The following is a 25,361-nucleotide window of genomic DNA, read 5'->3' as shown; positions in this document are numbered from 1 at the left end:
ACACAAATAGTTACACGCGGAACTATTCCAAAACTGAAAGAACCACTGCAGTTAGTACCCAATAACCATAATGCCTTTTAACGGAACAGGCATGCGCCCGCTTGCATACAATGTTTTGAAAAAAGTTACGACCTTTTCGTAGTCTCTGCTTGAGTTGTCACCACTCTTGTACACATTACGAACGACTACACAAAGATATGCTGCATCCTGTATCATGCACGCTTCAAAAAAATCCTTCAGAAACTGGTTGTTCGCGACAGCGCGCCCGGCCTCAATCTCCACTATCGTGTTAGTGTCCCTATGGACGGCATCGACCTCAAAAGCTTTATCAATTAAGCCTTTCTCCCCATACAACACTGGCATCGATAGTTTCTCGTTTTTCTTTTTCCCCACCTCAACATTGAAACCAAATTGCTCCAAATCGAACGCCAAAATTCGGAGCACGCTATCGCTGTGCTCGCTGTTTTTATCAGAACGAATCTGCTCAATATTTTTATTTACAGCTTTTACAACGTCCATTAACGGCTGCGGCGGACGACCGTTTAATGGGAAGTAAATCCAGTTGCACTCCATTGATAGTCCTTTCTCTATATTCATTCAGCCACTGCAGCTATTTTAAATTAATGTTATAAAACACCGACGACTAACGATGCCATAAACAGTCAATCGGTCAACCTTTTAGCAGCTAGCGAACCATGCAAGCAAACAGAAACCTTAATCAACATGACGGATTGGTGCTTTCGGTCATTAGCAAACAGAATCACTTGCCCATGGAGCCATTTACCCTTGGCCTTTCAATTAGGACTGGCGTCAAATGCCGCATGCCTAAGTAATATTAAGGTCCTTCCATGGCTGCCGTGTGTGAAACTCATACTTTTGCAACGCGATTTTAATCCATATGATCCGTTCGCCTTGCTTATCCCATTTCTGACGCCGGCTTGATACCGGCACCCCATCTCCCGCTATCGAGGTCTAATACTTTTCCCACTGCCACCCAAAAACTCATCCAACATTAATCTTGGCTCAAGAATCGCTTAATCTATAACCTGCACTATAGAGTTCGACCAAGGGCGGGGCGGCGCAACGCAAACCGCCGAACGCAACGCTCGCGCCCGAGCAAATTGCCCGGCGTCGCGCCCATCGAACGAAAGGACAGGTCATGGACGACCTCGAAAAAGTTGAAACCATCCGCACCAAGTGCAACGTGAGTTACACCGATGCCAAGGCGGCGCTCGACGCTGCCGACGGCAACGTTTTGGATGCCATCATTTGGCTCGAGTCGCAGGGCAAGACCCAGACCACGTCGGCGCATGCCGCCACCGAGTCCGCGCCAGTCGATGAGCCCTCTGCCGAGATGGTCGCCGCGCAGGCAGCCTACGAAAAGTCGAGCGAAAAGACCGACTTCTCCAAGAAGATGGACAGCGTGTGGGAGTACCTCAAAAAGCTCTTCCGCCTGAGTCTGGACACCAAGTTTATCGCCACGCGCCGCGATGCGATCATCCTCAACATCCCTATCCTGATTCCCATCGTCGCGCTGTTTGCCTGGGGCGCCACGATATGGCTGATGCTGATTGGCCTGTTCTTTGGCATGCGCTACCGCATCGACAGCGACGGCGACGTGCCCGGCAGCATCAACAACCTTATGGATAGCGCTGCTAACGCCGCGGACGACATCAAGCAAAATCTCAACGACGACAAGTAATCGCAGACGGGGGCACGCATGGCACGGATCCTGATCGTAGAGGACGAGGAGAAAATCGCCCGCTTTGTGACGCTCGAGCTGGAGCACGAGGGCTACCAGGTGGAACACGCCGCCGATGGCCGCACTGCCGTGGACCTGGCGCTGGAGCGCGACTACGATCTGATTCTGCTCGACGTGCTGTTGCCGCAGCTCAACGGCATGGAGGTCTTGCGGCGTGTCCGCAAGCACAAGGATGTGCCGGTGATTATGGTCACCGCGCGCGATGCCGTGATGGACAAAGTGGCCGGGCTCGATGCCGGCGCCGACGATTACCTGACCAAGCCATTTGCGATTGAGGAGCTGTTCGCACGGATCCGCGTGGCGCTGAAGCGCTCGGAAGCCGTGCGAGCGGCTTCGGGCGTTGGCGGCGCCGGTACTGGGGCGGGTACGGCAGGCGGCGCGGGCACCGGAGCCGCTGCGATGCCCCCGGTCGGCGACTCGACCCAGGCTTCCGCCGCGCCCTCCCCCGCCGCGCTCGCCGTGGGTTCGGTCGCGCTCGATCCCGACCGCCGCGAAGTCACGGTCGGCGGCTCGCCCATCGCGCTCACGGCCCGCGAGTTCGACGTCCTCGCCCTGCTTATGACGCATGCCGAAACCGTGCTCACGCGCGAGCGCATCGCGCACGAGGCGCTGGGCTACGAATACGTGGGCGACACCAACAACGTCGACGTGCACATCGCGCACCTGCGCGCCAAGATCGAAGACGCCGGCGGTGCCCGCATCATCCAAACCGTGCGCGGGGTGGGCTATGTCTGCCGCGCGTAACGCCGAGACCAAGCGCGTCACCTCCATCGCCCGTGCCATCAACTGGAGCTACATGTGGCGCCGCCTGGCGAGCTACATCTGGCTCGACCTGTGGCTGCTGGTTGCTGCGGCGGCGATCCTCATCTATGGCTATAACCAAACGCTGCCCGACGGCGCGTTTACCGCGGGATGGATCCCCGGTGCCGCCGTCCACGGCATGTCGCTGACGCCCGCGCACGGCTGGGACCCCGCCACGCTCACCTATACCGTCGAGCTTGCGCGCACCACCAAGACCTTCCCCCTCGCGCAGGACCTCATCGCGCTGTGGCCCCTCTATCTTGTCGTTGCAGGTGGGCAGGTCATCAGCGTGCTCAACATGCTCGGCGGAGCCCGCCGCGTGCGCCGCACTATGGCGCCGCTCAACGACCTGGCCCTGCGCGTTGACGAACTCGGCCGCATGCAGCTCGCCGGTGGCAAGATGGAAACGCTCGAGCAGGCCATCGAGCGCGCAAGCGTCGACTCGCCGAGCGTCACCACCGGCGACGCCGATCTGGCGAGTATCGAGGTCGCGCTCAACCGCCTGCTGCGTCAGATGCAAGAGGCAAAGCTGCAGCAGATGCGCTTTGTCAACGATGCGAGTCACGAGCTGCGCACGCCCATCGCGGTGATTCAAGGCTACGTGAACATGCTCGACCGATGGGGCAAAAACGACCCGGACGTGCTGGCAGAGTCCATCGCCTCGCTCAAAGCCGAAAGCGAGCATATGCAGGAGCTCGTGGAGCAGCTGCTGTTTTTGGCGCGCGGCGATGCCGGTCGCACGGTCCTGAGACGCGCGAACACCAACCTGGCCGCACTGGTCAGCGAGGTATGCGAAGAATCGCAGATGATCGATGCCGGGCACACATATCGGCTGGCGTACGATGCCGCACTTACCAGCGACCCGCGCTGCAACGTATCGGTTGACGTGGCACTCGTAAAGCAGGCGCTGCGCGTGATCGTGCAAAACGCCGCCAAGTATTCGGACGCGGGCACGACCGTCACGTTTGCCATAACGCCCGATGCGAGCGCGGGCACGATCGACATAAACGTTGAGGACGAGGGCATCGGCATGAACCAGGAATCCGCAGCTCACGCGTTTGAGCGGTTCTACCGCGCTGACAACGCACGCGATGCCGGAGCGCAGGGCTCGGGCCTGGGGCTCGCCATCGCCAAGTGGATCATCGATAGCCACGGCGGCGTCATCGGCGTGACCTCGGTCGAAGGCGTCGGCAGCCGCTTTACGATTCGCCTGCCGCGGTAGGGGCACCCGCGCGGCTGCAGCCCCTTGGCATAAAAAAGGGATAGGGCTATGCGGCCCCATCCCTTTTTGCTAGTTATAACAGCTTGTGCGCTACTCGCGGCACAGGTGCACGGCGAAGCCGGCGAACTCGCGCTTAAAGTACACGAGCTTGGTGCCGCCGTCGGGCAGTAGCACGCGCGATTCCTCGTTAACCTCGAGCCCGCGCTCGGCAAACCACTTCTCCGCCACATCGATGTCGTTGACGGCAAAGCCGATGTGGCCCTTGGCGCCACGACCGTTCTGTTTCATGATCTCGACCAGCGAATCATTGAAGTACGAAACCGGGGTCTCGATGACGGGCAGGCCCATCATCGTCGAGAACAGCTCCGCGATCTCCAGGGCGTCTGCCGGGTCGGTGGCGTTGATGCCCACATGGGCGACGCGCATGCCAAAAAGCTCGACCGGGTTGGCGTTCTGCTCACTCATACAGTCAGCGCCTACTGAGCCATGACGTCGAGAACGGCCTTCTCGGCAGCGACGCGGTTCATGCCGGTCATGAAGGGCACGCCGCTCACGTACGGGCAGGTGAGGCCCTCGGGGGCAACGGTGGTGGCGATCAGCAGGTCGGCGCCCTCGTCGCAAGCGTCCTTGGCCTCGGAGATGGCGCACTGCACGATCTCGTACTTGCCGGCGTATCCGTTGGCGTCGAGCATGGTGGCGACCTTCTGGGCAACGAGCGTGGAAGTAGCAGCGCCAGCACCGCAAGCCAAAACGATCTTCTTCATAGGTAATGTCTCCCTTCATGGTTTACTTTAGGTAAGTGTACCGCAGCGAGCGTTGACGCTCGGCCTCGATGCGCTTTTGTGCCAGTTTGCTTGCACGCTGCGTATAATACATCTAGCACGCATTGTCATACCGCTTGTTTTACGAGCGACCGAGGAGCTCAATATGCCCGATTCCCGCACACTCTGGACCGCCGTCGTTATCATCTGCATCGCCGTGTCGGTGTTCTTTAGCGTAAAAAAACGCACCACGTTTAAACGCCTGCAGCAGCTTATGGCCGCTAAGCAGTGGGACGAGTTTGATCGCTTGCTCGACGGCAAACTCACCAGCATGCTGTACCCGCGCTACAGCCGCGACTACCTGCGCCTGAACTCCTATCTGCTGCGCGAGGACCACAAGCGCGCCAGCGAGATGTTCGACCTGCTGCTGGGACTCAACCTGCCCAAGATGCAGCGCGTCGACCTGGTCATTAAGGCCTTTAACTACTACGTTGGCCAGGAGGACCGCAAAAAGTCCAAGGAGTTGTTGCACGAGATCAAAGGCTTTGAGGGCGGCCAGGCCAAGGCAGTCGCGCACGAATGCCAGCTGATGTACGACACGATGATCCTCAAGCGCCACAACGACATTCCCGAGCTGGAGCGCATGCTCGAGGAGGCCGGCGACGATAAGGTTAAGAGTTGCCGCTTGGAGTACCTGTTGGCCCTACAGTACAAGAACAAAGGCGACGAGGCCAAGTTTGCCGAGTACTTGGAAAAGTCGGGCCGGCACTCGATGGCTGTCAACGCGTAACGGGCGGCTTGTGCTAGACTTCTAGTCTCACGGGGGCGTGGCGGAATTGGCATACGCAGGAGACTTAAAATCTCTCGCCGCAAGGATTGTGGGTTCGAGTCCCACCGCCCCTACCACGTATTGTTTACGAGCCCGTGTCCCCCAGGGATGCGGGCTCGTTTCTCTTAGATGCTGGTGGGGCTCGAACCCGCGAGGGGGCGAGCGTCAAGCGGACGCGCAGCGTCCGCAGCGAGCCGGCGAGGGCGCCGGCAGGCGGCCGAAGCCGGTGCGGATTTGCGCAGCAAATACGCAGACGTCCCACCGCCCCTACCATATGGAACTTTCGAGCCCGTGTCCCCCAGGGATGCGGGCCCGTTTCTTTTGGACGCCGGTGGGGCTCTAAGTTGCGGTGGAATAGATCCTGTTTATACCGTTTACCAGCTTATTTAGGAACTATTTCACCGCAACTCAGAGGGAGACGGTTAAAGGGCGCTCAGGCTGGGGGTCCAGCCGATGGTAGGGGTGGCGCCGTCGAGAGTCTCGTTGATGGTGGCGGCCATGCCGGCGAGCAGGCTGTTCTCGCTTACGGTGAGCGTATCGTAGCCGCCGGCTCGCATGAGCTCGCGAATCACCACGGCACCTGCCAAGATCACGCCCGCGCGCTTGGGTTGCACGCCCGGCAACGCGGCAATGCCCGCAACATCCAGCGCGGACATGCGCTCGATAGCGGCCGAAACCTGCTCCAGCGAAAGCTCGCGCAGGTGCACAAAGCTCGAATCATACGGCTCCAGCTCGTGAACGAGTGCCACGAGCGTAGTGACGGTACCACCCACCGCGACCAGGCGCTCGGCGCGCTCAAAGTCGACAGGCAGGCTCTCAAAGTAGCCCGCAAACTGCTCGTTTGCCCAGCCGGCAGCAGCCGCAAGCTCGTCCGTTGACGGCGGCAGCGCCGAGAAAAATCGTTCCGTCACGCGGCGACAGCCAATGTCCAGCGAGCGCGTCCCTTCCAGCGCAAAGGCCCCGCGCTCCGGCGCGTACACGCCAGTCGCGAGCTCCGTGGATCCGCCGCCCGAATCGGCAACAATGATGCGCTCGCCGGCAAAGTCGTGCACCACGCCAAAAAACGTCAGGCGTGCCTCGACCTCGCCCGGAATCACCTGCGGTTCGAGCCCCAGCCCGCGCAGGCCGTCCAGCAGCAGCGCAGCGTTGGACGCATCGCGCGCGGCACTCGTGCAGGTGGTGCAGACGCACGCGGCCCCAAAGGCACGCGCCTCATCCACAAACATTCGGCACGCAGCGAGCACGCGCTCGACGGCCGCCTCGCAAAAGCGACCCGTCGCGTCCACGCCCTCACCCAGATCGGTAATCTCGGTATGCTTGGACGATTCCACGATTGCCCCGCCCTCGACCTGGGCCAACACCAGTCGCGACGACACCGTTCCCAGGTCGATCGCGGCCACCTTATAGCGTTTGCAATCTGCCATTGCGGACTCCCCTCCGGGCGCTATTTGCCGTTGGACACGACCGTCTGGCCCTCGACGCCGTTAAACCCAAACAGCATGTCGAGCGCCTGGATGTACCACGGCGCGTCCTTGCCGACTTCTTCGATTTCCTTGGCAATTTCGCTGGCCTTCTTGGCGTTTGAGGACTTTTTGCTCGACGACGAATCCGAATCCTCGTCCAGACCCTGCACTTCAATCCTCTTCTCGCCGGGCATCACCAGGCCCAGGTCCTCGGATGCCGCGTCTTTAATGCCCTCCTCCGAGAGCAGCTTGTCGACGCTTTTTTGCAGCTCATCATTGTATTGCTGACGAATCTCGACCTGCTTGGCCAAGATGTCGCTCGAGCGTTTGGCAACGTAGAGGTCGCGCACGGGAAAGTACAGGCTCACGAGCACCAGGACGACGACAATGCCAATAAACAGCCCGCGCTGGGGCCCATGGGTAAAGTCATAGATTGCCTTGACCACCGCGTTGTCATTGGCGTAGTGCATGAAGTCCGAGCCCGAAAGACGGCTCGAGGGCCTGGTCGACTTTTCGTGCGTTTGAGCCGAGGGACGCTGGGCATGCTCCGAATGTGCCGGGCGCACCGAACGTGGCGGACGGTCCGTCGGCGTATTCATTTGAGCACGGGAGTGTGAGGCACTTGTCGGTCGCTGCGTGGAGCGGTCGGCACCGGCGTAATCGGACCCGCCAAGCTGCACCGTACGTGCACGGCGAGGTGACGGCTCACGCGAACCGGCGGAATAGTACCTGTTGTCGTAAATCTGATCCATGTGCGCCTTGTGCGGTTGAGGTTTGTTTGCGCTAAGTCTTTTAGTTATAGCACGAGCGCGCACAACGCCTTCGGCGGCCCTTGCTCGACATAAAAAAGGCGCTGAGCCATATGGCCCAGCGCCCAATGGTGCTCAACAGTGCCCGGCGGGAGCGAGGCGAATCCGAGTCAGTCCCGCCCCCGCACACGCCGCTTGCCTAGCGAATGTTGTAGAACGCAGACTTGCCGGCGTAGCGCGCGCTACCCTCGAGCTCGTCCTCGATGCGGATGAGCTGGTTGTACTTGGCAATACGGTCGCTGCGGCACGGGGCGCCCGACTTGATCTGGCCGGCGTTAACACCCACGACCAGGTCAGCGATGGTGGAGTCCTCGGTCTCGCCGGAACGGTGGCTCACGATGCAGGCGTAGCCGGCCTCCTTGGCAGTCTCGATAGCCTCGAGCGACTCGGTGAGCGTGCCAATCTGGTTGACCTTGACCAGGATCGCATTGGCGGCGCCCAGCTCGATGCCCTTCTTAAGGCGCTCGGTATTGGTGACGAACAGGTCGTCGCCCACCAGCTGCACCTTGTTGCCAATGCGGCGGGTCAGCTCGACCCAGCCGTCCCAGTCCTCCTCGGCCATGCCGTCCTCGATGGAGATGATGGGATAGGTGTCGACGAGCTTCTCCCAGTAATCGACCATCTGGGCACTCGTGTACTCCACGCCCTCGCCCTTGAGTTCGTACATGCCGGTCTCGGCGTTGTAGAACTCGGTCGAGGCCGGGTCCATGGCGTACATGAAGTCGACGCCGGGCTTAAAGCCGGCCTTCTCCAAGGCCTTGGTGATGTACTCGAACGGCTCGGCGTTGGTCTTGAGGTTGGGGGCAAAGCCACCCTCGTCGCCCACGCCGCCGCCCAGGCCTGCCTCGTGCAGCACGCCCTTGAGGGTGTGGTAGACCTCGGCGCACCAACGCAGACCCTCGGCAAAGCTCGGGGCGCCCACCGGCATGATCATGAACTCCTGGAAGTCGACGTTGTTGTCGGCATGCACGCCGCCGTTGAGGATGTTCATCATAGGCGTGGGCAGCAGATGGGCGTTGACGCCGCCCAGGTACTGGTACAGTGAAAGACCCGCCGACTCGGCAGCGGCGCGGGCGACGGCCAGCGACACGCCCAGAATGGCGTTGGCGCCGAGCTTGGTCTTGTTGGGGGTACCGTCCGCGGCGATTAGCGCGGCATCGACGGCGCGCTGATCGAAGGCATCGAGGCCCACGACGGCGTCGGCGCACTCATTGTTGACGTGCTCGACGGCCTGCGAGACGCCCTTGCCCAGGTAGCGACCCTTGTCGCCGTCGCGCAGCTCGCATGCCTCAAAGGCGCCGGTCGAAGCGCCCGAAGGCACCATCGCGCGGCCGAAGCTGCCGTCCTCGAGCACGACCTCGACCTCGACGGTGGGATTGCCGCGGCTGTCGAGTACCTCGCGACCGTAAACGTCCAAAATATCGCTCATGTTGTCTCCCTCTCACTTGGAAACGTAGTGGATGCAAGCGACTGGCCGACTGTGCACCATCGGTGTGCCTCCGTAAGTTAGCCATGTCGCACTTTTTGCATTATGCCCTAAGTTAGCCGAGGGATACACTTGATTTTCGAAAAAAATAGCGGGAACGATGGGGCGTGTCAGCCCGTCGTTCCCGCAGTCTTACTCCTCCGCCTTTGCGGCATCCCACAGATCATTGAGGCCATGGGTTGAAAGCTCGGCAAGGTCAACATGGGCATCGGCCGCCATCTGCTCCATCGCAGCCCAACGGCGGCGGAACTTTGCCGTGCTGGCACGCAGGGCGCTCTCGGCGTCGATTCCCTCCTTGCGCGCAACGTTGACCAGGGCAAAGAGCAGGTCGCCAAACTCCATCTCGCGCTCGGGAGAGCCAGGAGCCTCGGCCTCAAACTCGGCACGCTCCTCGGCGACCTCGTCCCACACGTCCTGGACCGTCTCCCACTCAAAGCCCACGGCAGCCGCCTTGCGCGACACCTTCTGAGCCTGCATCAGCGCCGGAAGGTGCGTGGGCACACCGTCGAGCAGACCCTCGGGTGCGGCCTCGCCTGCCGCCACGGCCTTGTCCTTGGCGGCCTTCTCGGCAAGCTTGACCTCGTCCCAAATCTTGAGCACCTCGTCGGAGCTGTCAGCATCCGCATCGCCAAAGACGTGCGGATGCCGACGGATGAGCTTGGCGTCGATATCGTGCGCCACGTCGGCCAGCGTAAACTCGCCGGCATCTGCGGCAATCTGTGCATGCAGCACTACCTGCATGAGCACATCGCCCAACTCCTCGCGCAGGTGTGCCGCGTCGTCGGCCTCGATGCAGTCGAGCGCCTCGTAGGCTTCCTCGATTATGTTCTTGCCAACGCTGCGGTGCGTCTGCTCGCGGTCCCACGGGCAACCGTCGGGCTGACGCAGGCGCCAGATGGTCTGCACCAGATGCTGTAGCTCGGCTGACGCGTCTACCAACGTCGACAGGTCGCGCGAACCCTCGGCATTTTGCTGAGCCATATGCTCGGACATGGTTACTCCTCCTCCAGGATCACGTGGCGGAACGCGCCGCCCTCGTAGATGCCGTAACTGTGCGTGCCGTCTTTGGGGATGCTCACGCTGCCGGGATTGAAGAGCCACAGGCCCGGGTGCGTCTCGCTCGCTTCGTTGACCTTGATGTGCGTATGGCCGTAGACGAGCGCGGAGCCCTCTGGCAGCGCGGGCGCATGGTCAACGCTGTTGTGCATGCCGGCGCCAAAGACGTGGCCGTGTGTCAGGAACAGCTCGCGGCCGGTCTCGTCAAATAAGGTGGCGTAGTCGGCCATGACGGGAAAATCGAGCACCATCTGGTCGACCTCGGCGTCGCAGTTGCCGCGCACTGCGATGATGCGGTCGGCCAGGGCGTTGAGCAGCGGAATCACGCGCTTGGGGGCGTAATCGCGCGGCAGGTCGTTGCGCGGGCCGTGGTAGAGCAGGTCGCCTAGCAGCACGATGCGGTCAGGCTGCTCGGACTCGATGGCGGCGCAGAGGCGCTCGGTCCAGCATGCCGAGCCGTGAATGTCGGAGGCGATAAGGTATTTCATGGGGAGTCCTTTCGGAGTGGGGTTGATGGGGGCTGAATACGGGGTCCGGCGGATGTGGGGCCCATCTACCGTGTTACTCGAATCGCAGCGCCGCGCTCTGGGCCGCTTGCATCACGCGCTGGAGTGGCACGTCGTGCTCGCGGGCAAGACGGGCGCAGTCCTCGTACTCGGGGGCCGCGCGCTCGCTGCCGTCGGGCAGGGTGGCCACTTTAACGGACACCTCGCCCCAAGGCGTTGTCACCTGCTCGAATCGGCGTGGCAGGCAAACGCGCTCCATAACCTGGCGGCGGATGGCATTGGTCGTGGTCTCCAAAAAGATGATCGCCTGCAGGCGCTCGATATCCTCATGCGAGCAAATCACCTGCAGCTGCCAGCCGGGGCGGCCTTTTTTGCAGTAGAGGGGTAGCCAGTGCACCTCGCGCGCACCCGCCTCGCGCAGGCGTTCGGCGGCGTAGGCGAGCACCTCGGACGATGCGTCGTCGATGTCGCATTCCAGCTTGACGATGGTCTCGGGCGCATCGATCTCGCGAGATAGCGGAGATTTGCTATCGCATGGCATACGGTCCGGCTCCTTTCCGCGCGGGCTCGTTTTATTCACCCAAACGCTAGCACATCGGACGTGGCACAGGCGTGACTTTCGTCCGTCGCCGCCCTCGCCCCTATCCAAACGTGTACGTCAGCCTCCAAACATGTCATTTTTTGTCGGTATTGGAGGCTGACGTACACGTTTTGGAGCGGTGCCGCACACGATCAGAATTGCGCCTGCACTCCGTCCGCCATAAAGTTCGCCGCACTCAACAATTTTGAACTTTCTACGCAGTTCATCGGCTAATAATTACCATCGGCATACTTGCCAATCTGCCGATGATACTCTAGTTGCATTTGGCTAACTAAACGGCTGCCGAAGACCCCGCCCGGCACCGTTACGACATAGGAGGTTTCATGTTCGAGAAGCGGCTCTTCTCTCTCGTTCCGCAGGCAACGCCCTACATTGTGGCGAGCGTCCTGTTTAAATGGATCGCGCTCATGGCAAACATCACGGTGATGTGGATGCTTGCGCGCATCTTGGGCGGCATCGTCACGGACGGCCTTTCCGCCGCGCTCGCCGTCGATGCCCTCGCACAAGCGGCCTTGCCGCTCGCCGCCGCCATCATCGTGCGCGCCGCCTCCATCTACCTGGCCCAACGCGCCGGCGACAAGGCCGCGTTCGAGGCCGTCCGTCGCGTGCGCTCGCTCATCTACGACAAGCTCACCGCGCTGGGCCCGTCCTACACCGAGACCGTCCCCACCGCCGAGGCCGTCCAGACCAGCGTCGAGGGCGCCACGCAACTCCAGGTGTACTTTGGCGGTTACCTGCCGCAGCTCTTCTTTGCCGGCTTGGCACCCATCACGCTGTTTGTACTGCTCGTGGGCCAAGCGGGACTTCCCGCCGCGCTGCTGCTCGCGTGCGTTCCGGTCATCCCCATCTCCATCATGATGGTCATGCGTAACGCCAAAAAGATCGGTGCCGAGTACTGGGGCAGCTATGTCGATCTTGGCGGCATGTTCCTGGAGGCCGTGCAGGGTCTCACCACCCTTAAGGTCTACCAGGCCGATCGCAGATGGCACGAGCGCATCAACGCCGAGTCCGAGCGTTTCCGCACAGCGACCATGCGCCTGCTGGTGATGCAGCTGCGCTCCATTTGCGTTATGGACCTGGTCGTCTATATGGGCGCCGCGCTCGGCATTATCGTAGCCGCGCTGCAGCTCGCCACGGGCAAGATCGGCTTTGAGGCGGCCTTCCCCATCGTCTTTCTGTCGCAGGAGTTCTTTTTGCCCATGCGCCGCCTGGGATCGCTGTTCCACACGGCCATGAACGGCATGGCCGCCTCGCGCCGCATGTTTGGCATTTTGGATACGCCCGAGCCCGAGCGCGGCGATGTTGAGCTTGACGGTCGCGGCGATATCGAGCTCGCGGGCGTGAGCTATGCATACGGCGACCGCACGGTGCTGGACAGCGCCAGCGCGACCATTGCGCACGGCTCGCTCGTGGCACTCGTGGGCGAAAGCGGCGGCGGCAAGTCCACGCTCGCGGGGATTATCGCGGGCCGCAAGGGTGCCTACCGTGGCAGCGTTCGCATCGGCGGCGTCGAGCTGCGCGATGCCACGGCCGCCTCACTCATGCGCGCCGTCACCCTGGTGCCCACCAACGGCTACCTGTTTGCCGGCACCCTGCGCGACAACCTGCTGCTCGCTCAGCCCAACGCCACCGATACCGAGCTTTTGCGCGCGCTCGACCGCACGCGCGTGGCGGCCTTTGTGCAGGCCAACGGCGGGCTCGACATGGTGATCAACGAGGGCGGCACCAACCTTTCGGGCGGCCAGCGCCAGCGCGTGTGCATGGCCCGCGCCCTGCTGCACGACTCGCCGATCTATGTGTTTGACGAGGCGACGAGCAATGTGGACGCCGCAAGCGAAGCCGCAATCGGCGAGGTCATTGCATCGCTCGCCGGCAAGCACACCGTAATCGTGGTGGCACACCGCCTGTCGACGATCGTAGGCGCCGACCAGATCCTGGTGCTGGAGCGTGGCCGTATTGCCGAGCACGGGACTCACGGCGAGCTCTTGGCCACCGCGGGCGCCTATGCGCGCATGTGGAACAGCCAGGAGCAGCTCTCGGCATATGCGTATGCGGAGGATGATGCCGAGGACGTCGAAGATGCCGGCGCGGTTGAGGCTGTTGACGGCAGCGCTGCCTGTACCGATGGCCTCAACGGTGCTAGCTCGTCTTCCGCTGCCGCGGCGCTTGACTCCGGCCGCGTCCGTCGCTCGGCGCCGTCCATCATGTGGCGCATGATGGGGCTCGTCCGACCGCTTGCCGGCTGGCTTATGCTAGCCGTCGCGCTGGGCAGCATTGGCATGCTCACCGCCGCGTTCGTACCGGCCTTTGGCGCCCTTGGCCTTATGGCCGCGCTGGGCCGCAACGCCTTGGGGCTTGGTCTTATCGCAGCATGCGCGGCCTGTGCCGCCTGCGGCATCGTGCGCGGGCCGCTCCATTACGGCGAGCAGCTCTGCAACCACTACATCGCGTTTCGCCTGCTCGCGCACATCCGCGACTTGGTGTTTGGCGCCCTGCGCCAGCTCGCCCCCGCCAAGCTCGAGGGCCGCGGCAAGGGTGAGCTCGTGAGCCTGGTCACCTCGGATATTGAGCTGCTCGAGGTCTTCTACGCGCACACCATCTCGCCCATTGCCATAGCTCTGGTCTGCACCGTTGTGTTTGAGGGCTTTTTGCTGGCTGTGAGCCCCGAGCTCGCGGGCATCGCGCTCGTGGCCTACGCGGTCCTGGGCGTGCTGCTGCCCCTGACCTCGGCCAAGGCATGCGGCACCACCGGCCGCCAGAGCCGTGAGGGCGCCGGTAAGCTGGGTGCCTTTGTGCTCGACAGTCTACGCGGCGCGTCCGAGACTATCCAGTTTGCCGGTGGCGCCGATCGCAGCTGTGCCCTGAGCAAGCTGACCGAGCAAGTCGGCGCCGTGGACGCGCGCCTCAAGCGCCGCCAGGCGGCCAGCGAGGCCGTAGCCGATGCGCTTATTCTTGCGGCCAATCTGGTGATGCTCGGGCGTGCGCTGCAGCTGGTGGCTGCGGGAACGATTGATTTTGCCGCAGCGTTTGTCGCCGTCTTTACCTTTGTGTCGTCGTTTGGCTCGGTAATGGCCGTGAGCCGCCTGGGCGCCTCACTGCAGGAGACGCTCGCTTCGGGCGCACGCGTGCTCGATTTGCTCGACGAGCGGCCCCAGTGCGCCGAGGTCGCAGATGGACAGAACGTCGAGTTTGCCGGCGCCGCAGCCGAGCATGTCAGCTTTAGCTATGCGGGCGGCGTGGACGTGGGCGGTGCGGGCGTCACAGAGCAGGCCGCGAACGACGCCGCTGCGAGTCTCATCCTCGACGACGTGACCTGCACCTTTGCGCCCGGCACCATGACCTGCACCATGGGGCGCTCGGGCTCGGGCAAGTCGACGCTGCTTAAGCTGCTCATGCGCTTTTGGGACCCCGCAGCCGGCACCATCACGGTGAGCGGCGTCGATGCCCGCCGCATCAACACGGCGAGCCTGCGCAGCCACGAGGCCTATATGACCCAGGACACACATCTGTTCTGCGGCACCGTACGCGAGAATCTGCTGGTCGCGCACGCCAACGCCACCAATGCCGAGCTGCTCGACGCTTGCCGCTCCGCTTCGCTTACCGCCCTCATCGACCGCCTGCCGCAGGGTCTCGACACCCCGGTTGCCGAGCTGGGCGACTCGCTCTCGGGCGGCGAGCGCCAACGCATCGGCCTTGCGCGCATCTTCCTCAACGACGCGCCTTTCATCTTGCTCGACGAGCCCACCAGCGCACTCGACGCCCTCAACGAGGCGTCCGTAATGCAGGCGATCGACGAGTTCAAGCGCCGCGGCAAGACCATTGTGCTCGTAAGCCACCGTGCCAGCACCTGCTCGTTTGCCGATTTCTCGCTTTCGGTCGAGCACGGGAGGCTGAGCTAATGGCGCGCCCGGTCGACACACCGGAGCTGGCACGCAAACGCGAGCGCGAGGCCCAGATGGTGTCGCAGATGATTGCGCTGTGGTGTCGTGGGCATCATGGAGGCGGGCATGCGATCGAGCAGGCTGGCGACGATGAGCCCGTGCGCGTGAAGCTCGGTCTTCGGACCATTACGCTCTGCCCCGAATGCGCCGAGCTGCAGAAATACGCCATCGCGCGCATTGGGCACTGCCCGCACATGGGCACCAAGACATTTTGCTCGGCCTGTCCTTCGCATTGCTACCGGCCTGCCATGCGCGAGAAGATCCGCGAGGTCATGCGCTGGTCGGGACCGCGTATGATCCGCTATCGCCCCATCACCGCCGTGAGACACGCGATGGTAACGGTGCAGGCCAAACGCATGGCGGCACGAAGCAAGTAGTCGCCGGCGCCGGCACGCGCCGCCCCGCCCCTCGTCCTCATCTCAAACGTGTACGTCAGCCTCCAAACATGTCATTTTTTGCAGCTTTTGGAGGCTGACGTACACGTTTTGAGAGCAAACGAGGCCGCACCGCGCACCGCGCAGCCTTTCCGATCGATTTCGACCCCCGGCGTGCCCGGCGTGTTGAGGGCTGCGCCATTACAATGGAGCGGATTCACCAAATGCAAAGGAGTCGCCATGCCCGCCTGCCCGCTGGTCGATTGCCACACCCATACTTCGTTTTCGGACGGCCATGCCTCGTTTGAGGACAACGTCCGCGCTGCTGCCGCCGCCGGCTGCCGTGTCATGGTCTCGACCGACCACCTCACCCTGCCTGCCAGCATGGACGCCAACTGCGAAGTGCAGGTTGTCGAGGGCGACTTGCCGGCACATCGCCTGGCCTTTGAGGACGCCCGCAAACTCGCCGCGCAGATTGCGCCGGAGCTCACCTTTATCTACGGTTTTGAATGCGATTGGTACGAGGGCTGCGAGCCCTTGGTAGAGCGCTGGTCCCGGGGCGCAGTCGTACGCCTGGGCAGCGTGCATTGGATTGGCAACCCAGGCGATATTGCGGCAGGCGCTGCGGGCACGGCGGGGACGGAGGACGTCGCTCGTCCCGATACGCCCGATTCGAGCTGCGGCTGGATCGACGACGATACCAACCTGCATGTTTGGGAAAACCTGGGTGTACGCGGCGTGTGGGAGCGCTACGTCGACGACTGGTGCCGTGCTTGCGAAAGCTCACTCAACTGTGATGTAATGGCCCATCCCGACCTGGTCATGCGCTTTTCGAAGGAAGGGTTTGCGCCCGATTTTGATCCGGCGCCGTTTTGGGAGCAGATGGCCGAATGCGCCCACGATACGGGTCGCCGCGTTGAGGTCTCGACCGCCGCACCGCGCAAGGGGCTCGACGATTACTACCCCGCGACCGGGCTGTTGCGCCGCTTCGCCCATGCCGAGGTGCCCATCACCTTTGGCTCGGACGCGCACCGCGCCTGCGACATCTGCTGGAACATCCGCGAGGCCCAGGCCCACGCCTACGACTGCGGCTACCGGGCCTTCGATATCCCCCACCCCACCGGCGAATGGGAATCCACGCCCCTCGCCTAACTAGTCGTTTAAGAACGTCCCCAATGACTAGTGGCGGCGGGCGTTGAGTTCGCCGGCCAGTTCGTCGAGGGTGATGCCGTAGCGCTCGAGTGTCACGAGCAGGTGGTAGATCAGGTCGCCGGCCTCGTAGCGGATGTGATCGTGGTCGTTATCCTTGCAGGCCATGATCACCTCGCTCGCCTCCTCGGCAAGCTTCTTGAGAAGCTCGTCCTCGACGTCGGTCAGCAGACGCGCGGTATAGCTCTCCTGCGGCGGCGCATCGCGACGGCCGTGAATCACCTCGGCCAGTCCCGTCAGCGTCTCACCGATGTTTCCCGGCTGCACGTTAGCTGTTCTGACTCCCATGGTTATTTCCTCTCGTTACTGCAGCGTAAAGTAGGTACCGGTCTCATCGAACCGAGGCTTTGCGCCCTTTTTCTCAAAGAACTCGACGATGACGGCATGGGCCTCATTGAGCCTTTCCTTCTCGGCCTCGAGCCAAAGCGACTGCGCCCCGCAGGCATCAGTCAGGTGCACGCGGCATGGCACGCCCGCGCGGAGGAGCTCGGTGTTGCATTCGGCGACTTCGAACGGCGTCACGACTTTCATCGCGCTCCCCCTTCCACGCGCTTAAAGAAGCAGGTACGGTTGCCGGTATGGCAGGCCGGGCCCGGTGAGTCCACCTTGACCAGCAGCGTATCGCTATCGCAGTCGGCCCAGAGCTCCTTGACCTCCTGCATGTTGCCACTCGTCGCGCCCTTGTTCCAGAGCTCCTGACGGCTGCGACTCCAAAACCACGTGGTCCCGGTCTTGAGCGTCAGCCCCACCGATTCCTCGTTCATCCAAGCAACCATAAGCACCTCACCGGTGTCATGCTGCTGAACCACGCAAGGAATCAGCCCGCGGGCGTCGTACGTAAGTTTTGAAGGATCGGTTATCTCTTCCATTTCTCTCCCCAAATTCAAACTTCGCAGGTCGGCGAGGGTTGTCCAGGTGCCCGAGATTCCGAGCGACAAGCCCGACGACGCGTACTTAAAGTACGCGAGGAGGGTTGGAGCCGGAAGGTCGGGCGCCTGGGCAAGCCGCAGCGCTAGAAGTCCAACCTGACAGGGATGCCTTGAGAGGCCATATATTCTTTGACTTCGCGAATGCTGAAAGTTCCAAAGTGAAAGACGCTGGCCGCCAGTACGGCGTCGGCTTCGCCCTCGATCACGCCCTCGGCAAAATGCTCGAGCGTGCCCACGCCGCCGCTTGCGATCACCGGGATCGGCACCGCGCGCGCCACGGCGCGGGTGAGTGCCAGGTCGAAGCCAGCCTTGGTGCCGTCGCGATCCATGCTGGTGAGCAAGATCTCACCGGCGCCGCGACGAGCCGCTTCCTCGGCCCACGCCACCGCATCGATACCCGTGGCGTTGCGACCGCCCGCCGTGAAGACCTCCCACTTGTCGGCATCCGGCTGACCGGGCAGGCCCACGCGCTTGGCATCAATCGCCACGACCACGGCCTGGCTGCCAAACGCCGCGGCGGCCTGGCTGATCAACGACGGATCGCGCACGGCGGCAGAGTTAAGCGACACCTTGTCGGCACCGGCGGCAACCATGGTTCGCATGCCCGCCAAGTCGCGGAAACCGCCGCCCACGGTATAGGGAATAGCGAGCTCCTCGGCCGCGTGCGCCGCCATCTCGATGGTCGTCGCGCGGTTGTCGCTCGTCGCGGTAATGTCCAGGAAGACGACCTCGTCTGCACCCTCGCGGTCGTAGGCGCGCGCCAGCTCCACCGGGTCGCCAGCATCGCGCAGGCTCACAAAGTTGACGCCCTTGACCACGCGGCCGTCCTTAACATCCAGACAGGGAATCACGCGTTTGGCAAGCATGGGCTACTCCTTCCCTCGGGCGGCGGCCAACGCCTGGGCCAGCGTAAAGTTGCCCTCGTAGAGCGCACGACCGGTAATGGCACCCTCGATGGCATCCTCGCCCACCGCGGCCAGTGCGCGGATATCATCGAGCGTCGAGATGCCGCCCGAAGCCACGACGGGAAAGCCCGCGACCTCGGCCACATGGCGATACGCCGCCACGTCGATGCCCGTCTGCATGCCATCGCGCGCGATGTCGGTATACACCAGATGCTTAAAGCCCAGCTCGGTGAGCTGCGCCACGGCGTCGTCGAGCGCCACACCCGCGCCGTCGCGCCAACCATTCACCTTGACCTGGCCGTCACGGGCGGCAATGTCTGCCACCAGTAACTCGCCAAAGCCTTGCGCCGCCACCTCGGCAAATCCCGGCTCGGTCACGAGCACCGTGCCTAGCGCGATGCGACGCGCGCCGTAGCCGGCCAGCTCGTCGATGCGCGCGAGCGAGCGAACGCCGCCGCCCACGTCCGCGGACAGACCGTCGACGCCGCAGATGGCCTTAATCGCTGCCAAGTTGGCAGCGCACGCGTCCTCGTCCTCGCCAAAGGCAGCGGACAGGTCGACGACGTGCACCCAGCTCGCGCCCTGCTCGGCAAAGGAGCGGGCAACGGCCACGGGGTCGTCAGAATACACCTTACAGCGGCTCCGGTCGCCGCGCTCCAGGCGCACGACCTTGCCGCCGATCAAATCGATTGCGGGAAACAGAATCATCGGCCGGCCCCCTCGACGATGCTCACGAAGTTCTTAAGGATGCGCTGACCCAGCGCAGAGGATTTCTCGGGATGGAACTGGCAGCCCCACACGTTGCCGTGGCGCACGATGCACGGGAAGCTCCGTGTATAGTGCGTGCGCGCCAACACATCGGCGGCATCGACGTCGTCGGCCACCGCGTAGCTGTGAGTGAAATACATGTTGGCGCCCTCGGCAAAACCGGCAAGCAACGGATCGGCCGCACCGGCGGGCGTCATGCGCACCTGGTCCCAGCCCACGTGCGGGACCTTCAGACGGCTCGACTCCAGGTGCGTGCACGAGCCACGCATGATGCCCAGGCCATCGACCCAGGGACCACCGGCCTGCTCGGAGGCATCGTCGTCCGCGTCCGCGTCCTCGTTCGCAGGCACGCCCTCGTTGCCGCGCTCAAAAAACAGCTGAAGGCCCAGGCAGATGCCGAGCAGCGGAGTTCCGGCGGCAACGGCATCGAGCACGGCTACCTCCTCGCCGCTCTGACGCATAAAGGCGATCGCGTCATAGAACGCACCCACGCCCGGGATGACCAGGCCGTCGGCGTTGCGGATCTGCTCCGGATCGTCCGACGTGCAGGCGGCAGCACCGGCGCGCGCAAGCCCGCGCACGACGCTCGACAAGTTGCCCTTGTGGTAGTCGACCACCACGATCTTCGGTTCGCCCACGCGACCCCTCCACTTCTCATCATCCAAAACCACCACAAAGAGGACAGGCATCTTCGTGGTGGTTTTACCCTTGTGACGGTTACAGCGAGCCCTTGGTGCTGGGGATACCCTGCACGCGGGGATCGAGTTCGCAGGCGCGGCGCATCGTGCGGCCCACGGCCTTAAAGGCGGCCTCGATAATGTGGTGCGAATTGCCGCCCGCCAGCTCGCGCACGTGCAGCGTGAGCTTGGCATCGCGCGCAAAGGCATAGAAGAACTCGACGGCCAGCTCGGTATCAAAGCTGCCCACGCGCTCAGTCGGCACGGGCAGCTCGCAATAGGCCTGCCCGCGACCCGAGATATCCACGGCGGCCATCACGAGTGTCTCGTCCATGGCGATCGCCGCGTCGGCAAAGCGCGTAATACCCGCCTTGTCGCCCAGCGCCTGGCAAAACGCCTCGCCCAGCACAATGCCCGTGTCCTCAACGGTGTGGTGCGCGTCGACCTCGACGTCGCCCACCGCATGCACCGTCAGATCGAACAGGCCATGGCGGCCAAAAGCGTTGAGCATGTGGTCGAAAAACGGCACGCCGGTCGAGATATCGCACACGCCAGATCCGTCCAGGTCGAGCTTTACGACAATGTCGGTCTCGCCCGTCTTGCGGGTTACCTCGGCATAGCAGTCCATCTACATCTCCTCCTTCACCAGCGCGGCAAACGCGGCCAGCACCTCGTCGTTTTCCTGCGGCGTACCCACAGTGATGCGCAGACAGTCCGCAAGCCCCGGCCCGTAGCTAACGTCGCGCACCAAAATCGAATACTCGTCGCGCAGACGCTCGCGCACGCGCGTGGCATGCGGCGTGCGCACGAGCACAAAGTTCGCCGCGCTCGGCCATGCCTCCACGGGCATGCCATCGGCAGCCATTGCGCGCAGGGCGCACAGCTCGCGCTCGCGCTCGGATGCGATCTGTGCCACCACGGGCGTGTAGGCATCACGGGCACGCACGCAGGCAAGTGCTGCCGCCTGGCTCAGCACGTTAACTGAATAGATCTGGCGAATCGCCGCGAACACGTCGATGACTTCCGGCGCCGCGATCACGTAACCCAGACGCGTACCGGCAGCGCCAAACGCCTTGGACAACGTATGCAGAATCACCAGGTTGGGATGCTCGGCGATAAGCCCCTGCGCCGTGGTGACCGCGCCAAACGAATCGTCGGCAAACTCCACGTAGGCCTCGTCAACCATTACCATGCCGGGGCACGCATCGCACAGCGCCGCGACAAAGTCGAGCGGTGCCACGTCACCCGTGGGGTTGTTGGGCGAGGTCACGATTGCCAGGTTGCACTCGGACGCCGCCGCAAGCACGGCTGCCTGGTCGAGCTCAAAGGTCGCGGGGTCGCGCCACACGTCGCGCACCTCGGTCTGACAGAGCGACGCAAAGAACGCATACTCGCTAAAGCACGGCGGGCAGTTGAGCAGGGTCCGTCCCGCGCCGCCAAACGCCAACAGGTAGTTATAGAGCAGCTCGTCGCCGCCGTTGCCCACGCAGACATTCTCGCGCGCCACACCATGCCAAGCGGCAAGCTCGTCGCGCAGATCGTTGGACATGGGATCGGGATAGCGGTTGAGCGGCGTGGCAGCCAGGGCGGCGTCGACCGCCTCGCGCACGCCAGCCGGCACGGGATAGGTGTTCTCGTTGGCCGAAAGGTTGATGCGCGTGGGCGTAAAGTTGGGATCGTAGGGCTCAATACCGGCCAGGTAAGGCTGGACGAGCTCCTTCATGCGAGGCATGAGTTCGGCCATATTAGGCCTCCCCGCCGGTTACGCCAGCGCCATCTGCGCCTGCAGCCGCCAGGTCCACGCCCTCGGCAACCGTCGCCACGGCGTCGCCCGGCCAGGCAACCTTGGTCAGGTCGGCCGCGGCGAGCGACTCGGCGCTCACGGCATCCTCGCCCTGCTCCAACACGCGGCGACGCAGTGCGGCCGAAAGCGCGTGCGCCCACAGGCCCTCGGCCTCGGCCAGACGCTGCGTAGCGGGAGCGTCGGAGAGCAGGCCCTCGGGCGTATAGCATATAACGCTCGAGCGCTTAACGAACTCTTCGACCGAAAGCGGGTTGGAGAACATGGCCGTGCCGCCGGTCGGCAACGTGTGGTTGGGACCGGCAACGTAATCGCCGAGCGGCTCGGAGCTCCAAGCGCCCACAAAGATGGCGCCGGCGTTGCGAATGCCGCCGAGCAGGCCCATCGCATCCTTGCAGTGCAGCTCAAGGTGCTCGGGCGCCACGGTGTTCACGGCCTCGACGGCGGCCGCCATGTCGGCGGCCACCACGATGGCGCCTTCGTTATCGAGCGAAGCGCACGTAATCTCGGCACGCGGGGACTGCGCTACCAGAATGTCGATACCCGCCTCGACCTCACGCGCAAACTGCTCGTCGCAGGTCACCAGATAGCAGGCCGCCAGCGGATCGTGCTCGGCCTGAGCCATCAGGTCGGCCGCGACCACCATAGGCTTGGCCGTGGCATCGGCCAGCACGCAGACCTCGGAGGGACCGGCGACCATGTCGATACCCACGTCACCCGAGACAATCTGCTTGGCAGCGGCAACAAAGGCGTTGCCCGGGCCGGTGATTTTGTCGACGCGCGGAATGGTCTCGGTACCGTACGCCAGCGCGGCCACGGCCTGGGCGCCGCCCACCATATAGATTTCGTCCACGCCGCCGAGCTTGGCCGCCGCGAGCGTATACGGGCTAATCAGTCCATCCTTTTGCGGCGGGGTCACCATGACCACGCGCTCAACGCCGGCAACCTTGGCGGGAATGGCGTTCATAAGCACGGTGGAAGGGTACTGCGCGCGACCGCCCGGCACGTAGATGCCGGCCGCAGCAAGCGGGGTCACCTTAACGCCGAGCATCGTGCCGTCCGGGCGCGTGGTAAACCAGCTCTGCTCGACCTCGCGCTGGTGGAACTCGCGAATCTGGCGCGCAGCCTTTTCGAGCGCGGCGACAAAGGCCGGATCGAGGCCTTCGAGCGCGGCATCGATCTGCTCCTGCGGAAGACGGAAGCTCTGCAGCTCAACACCGTCAAAACGCTGGCAGTAATCGCGCACCGCGGCATCGCCGTTGGCACGCACGTTGGCCACGATATCGCGAGCGGCGTCGACGATGTTTTGCGGCAGCACGCCCTTACGGTTGAGCTGGTTGGTAACGAGGCGCTCACCGGGAGCAAGCTTGATGGTCTTCATTTCGGTATCCCCTATCGGTCGAGGTTGCGTTCGAAAAACGAGAGGCCGGGCGGAGGTGCCAATCGGCCCGCAGCCCGGACGTTGGGGCGCCCGTGCGTGCTCGCGCTATTGTGCCGAGCCCGCAACGGGCTCAAAATGCTTGTCCTTCACAGCCGCAGCCAGACGATCGGCCAGGTTGCGCACGCGCGGGTCCAGGCGTGCGACGCCCGGATTGACAAAGAAGCGGGCCGTGCAGTCCATGATGCGGCCGGTGATGACCAGGTCGTTGTCACGCAGGGTGGCACCCGTGGCGGTAATGTCCACGATGCGATCGGTCATGCCGACGATGGGCCCCAGCTCGATGTTGCCGTGCAGCGAAACGATGTCGGCGTTCACGCCGCGCTCAGCATACCAGGCACTCGCGATGCGCGGATACTTGGTGGCCACGCGAAGAGAGCCGCGACGGGCATAGCTGCGCTCGGCCTGACCAGCGCGCCACGCGGGCTCCGCCTCAATGAAAGTGCACAGGCCGTAGCCCAAGTCGACCAGCTGTAGCAGGTTGAGGTCGGCCTCGATAAGCGAGTCCCAGCCGCAGATGCCGCAATCGGCACCACCGCAGCCCACAAAGGCGGGCGCATCGCTGGGACGCACGATGACAAACTCGATATCGCCGACCGCGCCCTCGCCGGCGCGCGTGTCGCGGCCGCGCACGATCAGGTGACGGCCGGGATCGCGCAGCTCGGATACGTCCAGGCCCGCGGCCTCGAGCACGTCGAGCGTTTCGGCCTTGAGCGAGCCCTTGGGCACGGCGATGCGTAGCGGGCCCTCGGCGCCACGGCCCACGGCGTGGTCGCCATCGGGGGCGGCGTCCTCGGCCGAGGTGCGCGCGGCCTCCAGACGCTCGAGCGAAAAGGCGAAACCCGCCGCCGGCACCTCGATGCCGTCGCCAAATGCGCCGGTAAAGATGGAGTCGTAGCGGCCGCCCGAACCGACCGGGTCAGGCAGGCCGCCGGCATAGGCCTTAAAGACCAGACCCGTGTAGTAATCGAAAGAGTTCATGATGGAGAAGTCGAAGGACAGCACCTGGGCGTCCCCGGGAGCCAGGCCCTCGACCAGGGCGCGCAGCTCGCGCGTGAGCGGCGCGACAATGCCCGCCGCCGCCAGCAGCGCATCGACGCGGTCGAGTACCTCGGCGCCGCCGTGCAAGCGCGGCAGCTCGCTAATAGCGGCCTTGACGGCATCGGACTCTGCGCTTGCCGCCACGCGGGCATCGAGGCCCACAAAGTCGTTGGCGTGCACGCAGCGCAGGGCCTCGGCAGCCAGCTGGCGATCCTCGCATACCGCGAGCAATTCCTTAAAAGGACGCACGCTACCTGCGATAATGCGCGCATCGGGAAGTGCCAGCCCGCGTACGGCCTCCGCCACCAGCGAAACAATCTCAACATCGCCCGCGGCATCACCCGCGCCGATAAGCTCAAAGCCCAACTGCGTAAACTGACGCGAGCCACCGGCATTGCGCTGGCACTCGCGAACCACCGGCGCCTCGTAGCGAAGGCGCAGGGGCAGGTCGGCCGCGCGCATGCGGGTCGAAACCAAGCGCACGATCGGCAGCGTGTTGTCGGGACGGACCACCAGCAGGCGGCCGTCATCATCAAAGAGCTTAAACGGCGTGTCCGCAATGCGGCCGCCCTCCTCGAGCGAACCCTTGTCCTCGAGCAACGGCGTCTCGACCGGAAGGTAATGATGCTCCCTGAAGCAGCCCTTCACCGTACATGCGATCTCCTCGCGCGCCTGAGCCTCCTCGGGCAATATGTCCCGGAATCCCCACGGTGTGGCCGTCATCTGGTGAGCCTCCTCATGCTGTGTTTCATATAGAACAGAAGACCGGCATAGCTCCGCCGGTCTTCTGGGTACTTTAGCATACTAGAGTGTTTGCGGGGAAAATCGTCTCTCACGGCTCACAGCGTATTCATTTGGAAACATTGGAACGGATTGCCCGCGGCCCCGCTCGCCCAGCGGAAAAATTTCACGGACGAGGGCCGGGGTGCCTACTTTGTTTTGAGAAGTGGGCTTCGCGAACTTCTCAAAACAAAGTAGGCAC

General features: G+C 63.4%; 26 protein-coding genes and 1 tRNA gene. 8 read left to right on the top strand and 19 right to left on the bottom strand.

Annotated elements, in window-relative coordinates; all coding sequences use genetic code 11:
* Positions 1-51 precede the first annotated feature (51 nt).
* Positions 52-573, bottom strand: a complete 522-nt coding sequence (locus DWW51_RS00135; RefSeq protein ID WP_117772846.1) for a hypothetical protein — start codon at positions 571-573, stop codon at positions 52-54.
* Positions 574-1,159: 586 nt separating this feature from the next.
* Here DWW51_RS00135 and DWW51_RS00130 point away from each other — a divergent pair.
* From DWW51_RS00130 to DWW51_RS00120, 3 genes are read left to right on the top strand one after another with little or no spacing between them, the layout of a single operon-like run.
* Complete coding sequence (locus DWW51_RS00130; RefSeq protein ID WP_089573575.1) at positions 1,160-1,702, top strand: DUF4342 domain-containing protein; 543 nt, start codon at positions 1,160-1,162, stop codon at positions 1,700-1,702.
* An 18-nt stretch (positions 1,703-1,720) separates the two neighbouring features.
* On the top strand, positions 1,721-2,506 hold the full coding sequence (locus tag DWW51_RS00125; RefSeq protein WP_117772844.1) for a response regulator transcription factor: 786 nt from the start codon (positions 1,721-1,723) through the stop codon (positions 2,504-2,506).
* Positions 2,490-3,785: a cell wall metabolism sensor histidine kinase WalK gene (locus DWW51_RS00120; RefSeq protein WP_117772842.1), complete on the top strand. Its 1,296-nt coding sequence runs from the start codon at positions 2,490-2,492 to the stop codon at positions 3,783-3,785. The genes DWW51_RS00125 and DWW51_RS00120 overlap by 17 nt, the downstream gene beginning before the upstream one ends.
* Positions 3,786-3,875: 90 nt before the next feature.
* Here the strand turns inward: DWW51_RS00120 and DWW51_RS00115 are convergent, their stop codons facing one another.
* Both DWW51_RS00115 and DWW51_RS00110 read right to left on the bottom strand, forming a co-directional pair.
* Positions 3,876-4,250 carry a VOC family protein gene (locus tag DWW51_RS00115; protein WP_117772840.1) on the bottom strand — a complete coding sequence of 125 codons (375 nt, stop codon included), beginning with the start codon at positions 4,248-4,250 and terminating at the stop codon, positions 3,876-3,878.
* Between the two features lie 11 nt (positions 4,251-4,261).
* Positions 4,262-4,549 carry a PTS sugar transporter subunit IIB gene (locus DWW51_RS00110; RefSeq protein WP_055252380.1) on the bottom strand — a complete coding sequence of 96 codons (288 nt, stop codon included), beginning with the start codon at positions 4,547-4,549 and terminating at the stop codon, positions 4,262-4,264.
* Positions 4,550-4,712: 163 nt separating this feature from the next.
* Here DWW51_RS00110 and DWW51_RS00105 point away from each other — a divergent pair, with 163 nt between their 5' ends.
* Both DWW51_RS00105 and DWW51_RS00100 read left to right on the top strand, forming a co-directional pair.
* Complete coding sequence (locus tag DWW51_RS00105) at positions 4,713-5,336, top strand: hypothetical protein (RefSeq protein ID WP_117772838.1); 624 nt, start codon at positions 4,713-4,715, stop codon at positions 5,334-5,336.
* 31 nt (positions 5,337-5,367) lie between these two features.
* A tRNA-Leu gene (locus tag DWW51_RS00100) sits at positions 5,368-5,452 on the top strand.
* A gap of 345 nt (positions 5,453-5,797) precedes the next feature.
* Here DWW51_RS00100 and DWW51_RS00095 read toward each other — a convergent pair.
* The 6 genes from DWW51_RS00095 to larC form a co-directional block, all read right to left on the bottom strand.
* A complete protein-coding gene (locus DWW51_RS00095; protein ID WP_117772836.1) occupies positions 5,798-6,799 on the bottom strand; it encodes a hypothetical protein in 1,002 nt (333 codons plus the stop codon).
* A 20-nt stretch (positions 6,800-6,819) separates the two neighbouring features.
* Complete coding sequence (locus DWW51_RS10325; protein ID WP_231501528.1) at positions 6,820-7,590, bottom strand: hypothetical protein; 771 nt, start codon at positions 7,588-7,590, stop codon at positions 6,820-6,822.
* 196 nt (positions 7,591-7,786) lie between these two features.
* Positions 7,787-9,076 (bottom strand): phosphopyruvate hydratase, encoded by a 1,290-nt coding sequence (gene eno / locus DWW51_RS00085; protein ID WP_117772834.1) that lies wholly within the window; start codon positions 9,074-9,076, stop codon positions 7,787-7,789.
* 189 nt (positions 9,077-9,265) lie between these two features.
* Positions 9,266-10,126, bottom strand: coding sequence for a nucleoside triphosphate pyrophosphohydrolase (gene mazG / locus DWW51_RS00080; RefSeq protein ID WP_117772832.1), 861 nt, complete (start codon positions 10,124-10,126; stop codon positions 9,266-9,268).
* Between the two features lie 2 nt (positions 10,127-10,128).
* Positions 10,129-10,677, bottom strand: coding sequence for a phosphodiesterase (gene yfcE, locus DWW51_RS00075; RefSeq protein ID WP_117772830.1), 549 nt, complete (start codon positions 10,675-10,677; stop codon positions 10,129-10,131).
* A 73-nt stretch (positions 10,678-10,750) separates the two neighbouring features.
* Complete coding sequence (larC, locus tag DWW51_RS00070) at positions 10,751-11,236, bottom strand: nickel insertion protein (RefSeq protein WP_117772828.1); 486 nt, start codon at positions 11,234-11,236, stop codon at positions 10,751-10,753.
* A gap of 383 nt (positions 11,237-11,619) precedes the next feature.
* Between larC and DWW51_RS00065 the strand changes: the two genes are divergently transcribed.
* The 3 genes from DWW51_RS00065 to DWW51_RS00055 all read left to right on the top strand — a co-directional run bounded on the left by DWW51_RS00065 (position 11,620) and on the right by DWW51_RS00055 (position 16,763).
* On the top strand, positions 11,620-15,195 hold the full coding sequence (locus DWW51_RS00065) for an ATP-binding cassette domain-containing protein (RefSeq protein ID WP_117772826.1): 3,576 nt from the start codon (positions 11,620-11,622) through the stop codon (positions 15,193-15,195).
* Positions 15,195-15,614, top strand: a complete 420-nt coding sequence (locus DWW51_RS00060) for a nitrous oxide-stimulated promoter family protein (protein WP_117772824.1) — start codon at positions 15,195-15,197, stop codon at positions 15,612-15,614. Before DWW51_RS00065 ends, DWW51_RS00060 begins: the two co-directional genes overlap by 1 nt.
* 237 nt (positions 15,615-15,851) lie before the next feature.
* Entirely contained in the window at positions 15,852-16,763 is a 912-nt protein-coding gene (locus DWW51_RS00055) for a PHP domain-containing protein (RefSeq protein ID WP_117772822.1), read from the top strand.
* 27 nt (positions 16,764-16,790) lie between these two features.
* Here DWW51_RS00055 and hisE read toward each other — a convergent pair whose 3' ends face one another.
* From hisE to hisG, 10 genes are all read right to left on the bottom strand, one after another.
* A complete protein-coding gene (hisE, locus tag DWW51_RS00050) occupies positions 16,791-17,108 on the bottom strand; it encodes a phosphoribosyl-ATP diphosphatase (RefSeq protein WP_117629974.1) in 318 nt (105 codons plus the stop codon).
* Between the two features lie 15 nt (positions 17,109-17,123).
* Complete coding sequence (locus DWW51_RS00045; protein WP_117772820.1) at positions 17,124-17,351, bottom strand: hypothetical protein; 228 nt, start codon at positions 17,349-17,351, stop codon at positions 17,124-17,126.
* Positions 17,348-17,689: a phosphoribosyl-AMP cyclohydrolase gene (hisI, locus tag DWW51_RS00040; RefSeq protein ID WP_117772818.1), complete on the bottom strand. Its 342-nt coding sequence runs from the start codon at positions 17,687-17,689 to the stop codon at positions 17,348-17,350. The genes DWW51_RS00045 and hisI overlap by 4 nt, the downstream gene beginning before the upstream one ends.
* Before the next feature lie 143 nt (positions 17,690-17,832).
* Entirely contained in the window at positions 17,833-18,615 is a 783-nt protein-coding gene (gene hisF / locus DWW51_RS00035; protein ID WP_117757619.1) for an imidazole glycerol phosphate synthase subunit HisF, read from the bottom strand.
* Between the two features lie 3 nt (positions 18,616-18,618).
* On the bottom strand, positions 18,619-19,362 hold the full coding sequence (locus DWW51_RS00030; protein ID WP_117648476.1) for a HisA/HisF-related TIM barrel protein: 744 nt from the start codon (positions 19,360-19,362) through the stop codon (positions 18,619-18,621).
* Positions 19,359-20,060: an imidazole glycerol phosphate synthase subunit HisH gene (locus DWW51_RS00025; RefSeq protein WP_118334194.1), complete on the bottom strand. Its 702-nt coding sequence runs from the start codon at positions 20,058-20,060 to the stop codon at positions 19,359-19,361. The genes DWW51_RS00030 and DWW51_RS00025 overlap by 4 nt, the downstream gene beginning before the upstream one ends.
* Positions 20,061-20,139: 79 nt before the next feature.
* Complete coding sequence (hisB, locus tag DWW51_RS00020) at positions 20,140-20,727, bottom strand: imidazoleglycerol-phosphate dehydratase HisB (protein WP_117772816.1); 588 nt, start codon at positions 20,725-20,727, stop codon at positions 20,140-20,142.
* Positions 20,728-21,843 carry a histidinol-phosphate transaminase gene (gene hisC, locus DWW51_RS00015; protein WP_117772814.1) on the bottom strand — a complete coding sequence of 372 codons (1,116 nt, stop codon included), beginning with the start codon at positions 21,841-21,843 and terminating at the stop codon, positions 20,728-20,730.
* Position 21,844: 1 nt separating this feature from the next.
* The gene (hisD, locus tag DWW51_RS00010; RefSeq protein WP_117648472.1) at positions 21,845-23,281 is read right to left on the bottom strand and encodes a histidinol dehydrogenase; all 1,437 of its coding nucleotides are present in this window, start codon (positions 23,279-23,281) and stop codon (positions 21,845-21,847) included.
* Between the two features lie 105 nt (positions 23,282-23,386).
* The gene (gene hisG / locus DWW51_RS00005) at positions 23,387-25,102 is read right to left on the bottom strand and encodes an ATP phosphoribosyltransferase (RefSeq protein ID WP_117772812.1); all 1,716 of its coding nucleotides are present in this window, start codon (positions 25,100-25,102) and stop codon (positions 23,387-23,389) included.
* Between the last annotated feature and the right edge of the window lie 259 nt (positions 25,103-25,361).

The sequence above is a fragment of the Collinsella sp. AF15-51 genome, assembly GCF_003462845.1.
GTDB lineage: Bacteria > Actinomycetota > Coriobacteriia > Coriobacteriales > Coriobacteriaceae > Collinsella.
Note: the sequence above shows the minus strand (reverse complement) of the source record. Positions and strands in the feature narration are given on the sequence as shown.